The sequence below is a fragment of the Falsiroseomonas oryziterrae genome, assembly GCF_021864505.1.
GTDB lineage: Bacteria > Pseudomonadota > Alphaproteobacteria > Acetobacterales > Acetobacteraceae > Falsiroseomonas > Falsiroseomonas oryziterrae.
In genome coordinates this window covers 1-6,231 of the sequence record NZ_JAKJIB010000253.1, presented here as the reverse complement: position 1 = coordinate 6,231, position 6,231 = coordinate 1, and the positions used below count along the sequence as shown (strand labels likewise).

Annotated in this window: 7 protein-coding genes; 1 reads left to right on the top strand and 6 read right to left on the bottom strand. The window is 71.4% G+C overall.

What is annotated here, in order from left to right:
- A partial coding sequence (locus L2I40_RS17260; protein ID WP_237216432.1) for an invasion associated locus B family protein occupies nucleotides 1–502 on the top strand: 502 nt, incomplete at its 5' end.
- Between the two features lie 99 nt (nucleotides 503–601).
- On the opposite strand, the gene L2I40_RS17255 is transcribed toward L2I40_RS17260, so the two are convergent.
- From L2I40_RS17255 to L2I40_RS17230, 6 genes are all read right to left on the bottom strand, one after another.
- The gene (locus L2I40_RS17255) at nucleotides 602–1,414 is read right to left on the bottom strand and encodes an aspartate dehydrogenase (RefSeq protein WP_237216431.1); all 813 of its coding nucleotides are present in this window, start codon (nucleotides 1,412–1,414) and stop codon (nucleotides 602–604) included.
- 59 nt (nucleotides 1,415–1,473) lie between these two features.
- Nucleotides 1,474–1,956 (bottom strand): cyanase, encoded by a 483-nt coding sequence (gene cynS, locus L2I40_RS17250; protein WP_237216430.1) that lies wholly within the window; start codon nucleotides 1,954–1,956, stop codon nucleotides 1,474–1,476.
- 40 nt (nucleotides 1,957–1,996) lie between these two features.
- Nucleotides 1,997–2,863 (bottom strand): ABC transporter ATP-binding protein, encoded by an 867-nt coding sequence (locus L2I40_RS17245; protein ID WP_237216429.1) that lies wholly within the window; start codon nucleotides 2,861–2,863, stop codon nucleotides 1,997–1,999.
- Nucleotides 2,864–2,867: 4 nt separating this feature from the next.
- Nucleotides 2,868–3,719 (bottom strand): nitrate ABC transporter permease, encoded by an 852-nt coding sequence (ntrB, locus tag L2I40_RS17240; protein WP_237216428.1) that lies wholly within the window; start codon nucleotides 3,717–3,719, stop codon nucleotides 2,868–2,870.
- Between the two features lie 7 nt (nucleotides 3,720–3,726).
- Complete coding sequence (locus tag L2I40_RS17235; protein WP_237216427.1) at nucleotides 3,727–5,100, bottom strand: CmpA/NrtA family ABC transporter substrate-binding protein; 1,374 nt, start codon at nucleotides 5,098–5,100, stop codon at nucleotides 3,727–3,729.
- 151 nt (nucleotides 5,101–5,251) lie between these two features.
- Entirely contained in the window at nucleotides 5,252–6,037 is a 786-nt protein-coding gene (locus L2I40_RS17230) for an SDR family NAD(P)-dependent oxidoreductase (protein WP_237216426.1), read from the bottom strand.
- Nucleotides 6,038–6,231: the final 194 nt, after the last annotated feature.

The following is a 6,231-nucleotide window of genomic DNA, read 5'->3' as shown; positions in this document are numbered from 1 at the left end:
GGCCGCGCAGGCGGCACCGGCACAGCCGCCGCGCGCCTGGGCGGTGGCCTGCGCGGACACGCCGGCACAGCCGCCGCGCGACTGCCGGCTGTCCGCGGCGATCATGCTCCAGCCGCAGAACCAGCGGGTCGCGCAGATCGTGCTGGCGCGGCAGCCGGAGACGCGCTCGCTCGGGCTGGTGTTCCAGCTGCCGCACGGCACGGCGCTGCCGAACGGGATGGCCTGGCAGGTGGACGAGGGCGAGGCGCAGCGCCTGCCCTTCCAGACCTCGGACGCCGAGGGCGTCTATGCCGGCGTGCCGTTGACCGACGACATGCTGGCGGTGCTGCGGCGCGGCACGCAGTTGCGCCTGACCTTCGTGGTCGCGGCGCGGCGCGAGCAGGTGGTGATGCCGGTGCCGCTGGCGGGCTTCTCCGACGCGGTGACGGAGTTCTTCGCGGCGGAACGCGTCGCGGCCGCGCCGGCGCCGGCGCCCGCGCCCGCTTCCGGACCGCGGCGCTGACGCGGCCTACGGCGTGATCCACTTCGGTGGGCCACGCCGTAGGCTCCGTCCGAGCGACCGATTTACCGCTCCGGCGATTCCGCCGTCGCTGATCAGGCGCTAGCTCCCGACCTTCAGCGTCGAGGTCAGGCCGCGCAGGCAGGCGAGGATCGAGAGCGGCGTGATCTTGCCGGTGCGCGGGTTCTCCTCGCTCGGCACGTTCTCGATCGTCATGGTGAGGCGCGCGGCGGCGGCCTCGACGCGGATGGTGTGGGTGTTGCGGGTGACGTGCGGGTCGGCCCAGATCTCGATCGTGGTGCGCTGCGGGCCGATGCCGGCCAGCGCCAGTGCCGCCGCGACGTTGACATTGGCCGGGAAGCCCTGGGCGGCGTCATAGGCGTTGCCCTTGAAGACGAGCTTCTTCTCGTCCTTCACGGCCATGACGTCGATGCCGTGCTGTTCCAGGTACGGCGCGCCGACCAGCCCGCGCGGGGGCTTGCGGGTCTCGATGGTGACGGAGCTCACCTCGCCCTCGGCGGCGGCGCGCACCGCGTCGAGGCCGAGCAGCGCGCCGGTCGGCACGACTATGCGCGCGCCGGTCTTCCGCGCCTCCTCCACCAGATGCATGCGCGGCAGCAGCGCGCCGACGGAGGAAGGGACGAAGATGCGGCCGCGGGCGATCGCGGCAGTCGCGACCTGCTCGAAGACCGCCGCCGGCGCGGCTTCGACCACGATGTCCGCTTCCGCCAGGTCGGCGAGGCCGACGATGGCGGGCGGGGCGCGGAAACCCGCGAGGTTGTCGCGCGCCTTGGCGTGGTCGCGGGCGGCGACCGAATGCAGGCGGAGGCCCTCGACGCCGGCGTCGAGCGCGCGGGCGAGGTGAAGTCCGATGGCGCCGAGACCCGCGATCCCGACCGTCAGTTCCCGCGCCATCCTGTCCTCCGTCGCCTGGCGCGGCGGCGGTTAGCACGCCGCGCCGCGACGCGGGAGGGTCACTCCTCCTTGTAGCCGTAGGCCGGGATCCCCTGCTCGGCGCCGTAGTACTTGTAGGGGAGGAACTTGCCGGACATCTCGATCTTCACGCGGTCGCCCTTCTCGTGGGCCATGCGCTCGAACTGGAAGTCGAAGTCGATGGCGGACATGATGCCGTCGCCGAACTCCTCCTCGATCAGCGCCTTCCAGGCCGGGCCGTTGACCATCACCATCTCGTAGAAGCGGTAGATCAGCGGGTCGGTCGGCGGCATGGCCGTGCCGCGATAGGGCACCTCGTTCAGCATCCGCTCCTCGACCTCGGACAGGCCGAACAGCTTCGCGGCCTTGGCGGCGAGCGGCTTCACGAGCTTCATCTGGCCGAGCAGCGCACCGACGATCAGCGTGTCGGAGACGCCGCCGATCTCGCCGCAGATGTACTTCCAGGTCCAGTTCTTCTCGCGCTTGATGTCGAGGATCTTCTCGGTGAGCTGGGCACGGGTCATGGCGTTGGAACTCCCCTGTCTGTCTAGGCGGAAAAAGGCGTTACGCGGCCGCGCGGGGCGGCGGCGGGACGTGAGGCTGAGCCGGGCGCACCTCGGGCACGTCGCGCGGATTCCAGTCCGCGGGCGGCGTGCCGGCCAGCGTGCGGCTGCGCGTGATCAGGAAGTCGAGGATGTGGTCGCGCAACTCGTGGTAGCCGGGCATGTGATGCAGGCTGGCGCGGTCGCGCGGACGCGGCAGCGTGTTCACCACCACCTCCGCGACGCGCGCCTGGGGCCCGTTGGTCATCAGCAGGATGCGGTCGGCGAGCAGGATCGCCTCGTCCACGTCATGCGTGATCATGAAGGCGGTCTGGTCGGCTTCGGTGACGAGCCGCGACACCTCCTCCTGCAGCGCGCCGCGGGTCAGGGCGTCGAGCGCGGAGAAGGGCTCGTCCATCAGCAGCATCTTGGGCGCGATCGCCAGCGCGCGGGCGATGCCGACGCGCTGCTTCATGCCGCCCGAGAGCTGGGCCGGCTTCTTGTCGGCGGCGTGGCCGAGGCCGACCTTCTCGAGCGCGGCGCGCGCCGCCTCGCGCAGCTTCGCCTTGGGCCAGGACGGGTGCCGGCAGGACAGCGCGAAGGCGACGTTCTGCTCGGCGGTCATCCAGGGCATCAGCGCATGGCCCTGGAAGATCACCGCGCGGTCGAGCGAGGGGCCGGTGATCTCCTGCCCGTCCACGATGACGGCGCCGTCGGAGGGCGCTTCCAGCCCGGCGAGGATGTTCAGCACCGTCGTCTTGCCGCAGCCGGAATGGCCGACGAGGCAGACGAACTCGCCGCGGCGGATGTCGAACCAGAGGTTCTCGAAGATGGTGGCGCCGGGGTAGCGGCGGGCGATGGCCTCGACCGAGACGTAGGCATTGCTCATGGCGTCACTCCGCCCAGGCCACGGCGCGCGCTGCCACGCCGAGCAGCCGGTCCAGCAGCAGCCCCACGATGCCGATCAGCAGGATGGCGATGACGATGTCGGCCAGGGACAGGTTGTTCCACTGGTTCCACACCCAGTAGCCGATGCCGGTGCCGCCCACGAGCATCTCGGCGGCGACGATGACCAGCCAGGCGATGCCGATGGAGATGCGCATCCCGGTCAGGATGGTCGGCGCCGCGGCGGGCAGGATCACCTTCCACGCGGTCTTGAGCTTGCCGGCTTCCAGCGTGCGCGCGACGTTCAGCCATTCCTTGCGCGTGCTCGACACGCCGAAGGCGGTGTTGAGCAGCATCGGCCAGACCGAGCAGATGAAGATGACGAAGATCGAGGATACGCTGCTGTCCTTGATCGTGTAGAGCGCGAGCGGCATCCAGGCGAGCGGCGAGACCGGCCGCAGCACCTGGATGAAGGGGTTGAGGGCTGCCGAGAGCAACGGCGACATGCCGATCAGGAAGCCGAGCGGGATCGCGACGGCGGCCGCGATGAGGAAGCCGGCGCCGACGCGGGCCAGCGAATAGGCGAGCTGGATGCCGATGCCCTGGTCGTTGGGGCCGCGGATGTAGAAGGGATCGCGCACCAGCTCCCACAGCCGGACGGCGATCTCGGAGGGCATCGGGAAGGGCGTCTGCCCGCCCTGCGCCGCCGCCGCGCCGAGCAGCGCGGCGTATTCGGGATCGAGCGCGGCGCCGCCCGCGGGACCGCCGCTGCGCGCCGAGAACTCCCAGATCCCGAGGAAGGCAGCCAGGATCGCAAGCGACAGAAGCGCCGCCTGCGCATTCGTCACATGACGGGACATGGGCGGCTCAGGACGTCCGGATGCCGCGCTCGGTCCAGGGCGCCGGGTTTGCAGGGTCGAAGGTGCGGCCCATCACCTGGAAGGACTGCACCGTGGAGGACGGCACCGGCTGGCCGAGCGCGCGCATGGCGTTGGCGGCGTCGGTCGCGAGGAAGACCTGCTCGGCCACCTGGCGGTAGTCCACGTCGCGCTGCAGCTGACCCCAGCGGCGCATCTGCGTCAGGATCCACATCGCCATGGAGTGCCAGGGGAAGGGATCGAAGCCGATGCGGTCGGGCACGCGCTGCACGCGGCCGAGGCCGTCGGCGAAGGTGCCGGTCAGGACCTGCTCCACCACCGTCTGCGGCTGGTTCAGGTAGTTCTGGCCGGAGATCGCGGCCGCGACCTCGCGCCGGTTCTGGGGCGCGTGGGAATGGGCGGTGGCCTCCACGATGGCGCGCAGCAGCGCGTGGAAGGTGTTCGGCGTCTCGGTCACCATGCTGCGCGGCACGGCGAAGGCGCAGCAGGGATGCCCGTCCCACAGCTCCTTGGTCAGGATGTGGATGAAGCCGACGCCGTCGAAGACGGCGCGCTGGTTGAAGGGATCGGGACCGAGGAAGCCGTCGATGTTGTCGGCGCGCAGATTGGCGACCATCTCGGGCGGCGGCACGGCGCGGATCTGGATGTCGCGGTCGGGATCGAGCCCGTGCTCGGCCACGTAGTGGCGCAGCAGGTAGTTGTGGATCGAGAAGTCGAAGGGGACGGCGAAGCGGAAGCCGCGCCAGTCGCGCGGGTTGCGGCGCTCGCGGTGCTTGTTCGCCAGCGTGATGGCCTGGCCGTTGACGTTCTCGATCGCGGCGACGGCGAAGGGGATGGGCTGCGCCACGCCGACGCCGAGCGACATGGCGAGCGGCATCGGGGCCAGCATGTGCGCGGCGTCGTATTCGCGCGCGATGGAGCGGTCGCGGATCACCGCCCAGCCGGCGGTGCGGATGACTTCGACGTTCAGGCCGTGGCGCCGGTAGAAGCCCATCGGGTCGGCCATGATGATCGGCGTCGCGCAGGTGATCGGGATGAAGCCGATCTTCAGGTCGCGCTTCTCGATCGCGCCGGCGGGCGCCTGGGCCAGCGCCTCGCGCGCCGCGCCGAGCGGGAAGAAGGCGTTGATGGCGGCGAAGAGCGTGCCGGCGCCGACCGCGCGCAGCATGCCGCGCCGCGTCGCGTCGTCGGGGTAGAGGGCGCGGAGCACCGCCTGCTCGGCGATCTCGCCATAGGCGCCGGTGCCGTCCTGCGCAGGGGCGTTCGGCAGGTCGTCGCAGGCGAAGCCCGCCTCATGCGTGCGGCCGCAGCCGCAGGCGAGCGAGGCGCTCTGGTCGAAGGGATTGGTGAAGCGGCGGGCCATGGCGACGGGTCCTCCGGACGGTTGCCCGGTGTGTGCCGGGTTCGCCGGGTGATCAGCAATCCATGTGCCGCACGCTTTTCGGGCAGATCAGGCAGAGGCCGGGGCGAATGCGCCCATTTCTCAAACGAACTGCATTGAATTGGGGCAGATGTCAGGTGACGGGGCTGCGGCCGCCATCCACGTTGATCGCCGTGCCGTTCACGTAGCCGCCCTGCTCGGAGCAGAGGAACACGGCGAGTGCGGCAAACTCCTCGGCCTTGCCGAGTCGGCCGAGCGGCACGCCCTTGGCGGCGTCGGCCTTCCATTCCTCCCAGGTCAGGCCGCGCGGGTCGGTGGCGTGGCGGCGCACCCATTGGTCGCTTTCGATGATGCCGACCATCAGGCCGTTCACGAGGATGCCGTGCGGCGCGCCCTCATGCGCGAGGACCTTGGTCAGCGCCATGCCGGCGGCGCGCGTCACGGCGGTGGGCGCGCCGCCGGGGCCGGGCGTCTTGGCCTGGGTCGAGAGCACGTTGATCACGCGCCCCCAGCGCCGCGCCTGCATGCCCGGCCAGAGGGCGCGGGTGAGGCGGATGGCGGCGAAGAGCTTGAGGTCGAGATCGGCCTGCCAGAGCGCGTCGTCCAATTCGAGGAAGGCGCCGCGCTGGCTGGTGCCGGCGTTGTTGACCAGGATGTCCACCTGGCCGAGGGCAGCCTGCGCTTCGGCCGCGGCGCGCGCACAGCCTTCCGCGGTCGAGACATCGGCGGGGATGGCGACGATGCGCGCGCCCTGGAAGCGCGCGGCGATCGCGTCGCGGGCGGCCTCGAGCTCGGCCGGGCGGCGGGCGACGATGGCGACGGAGGCGCCGGCCTCGACGAAGGCCTCCGCCATGGCGCGGCCGAGGCCCTTGGAGCCGCCGGTGATCAGCGCGGCGCGGCCGTCGAGGCGGATCTGCATGGGGATGTTCCGTTGCGGGTGGAGGTGCAGGCTAGCGCGGTTGCCCGGCCAAGTCGCAGGGTGGCGCCGGCCCCCACCCGCCCTCGCTGCGCGAGGGCACCCTCCCCCGCAAGCGGGAGAGGGAAAGAGGCGCGCCGCGGCGGAGAACACGCTCCGACCTGCGAGGATGCGGCCGCACGGAGGCCGCCGCGCCG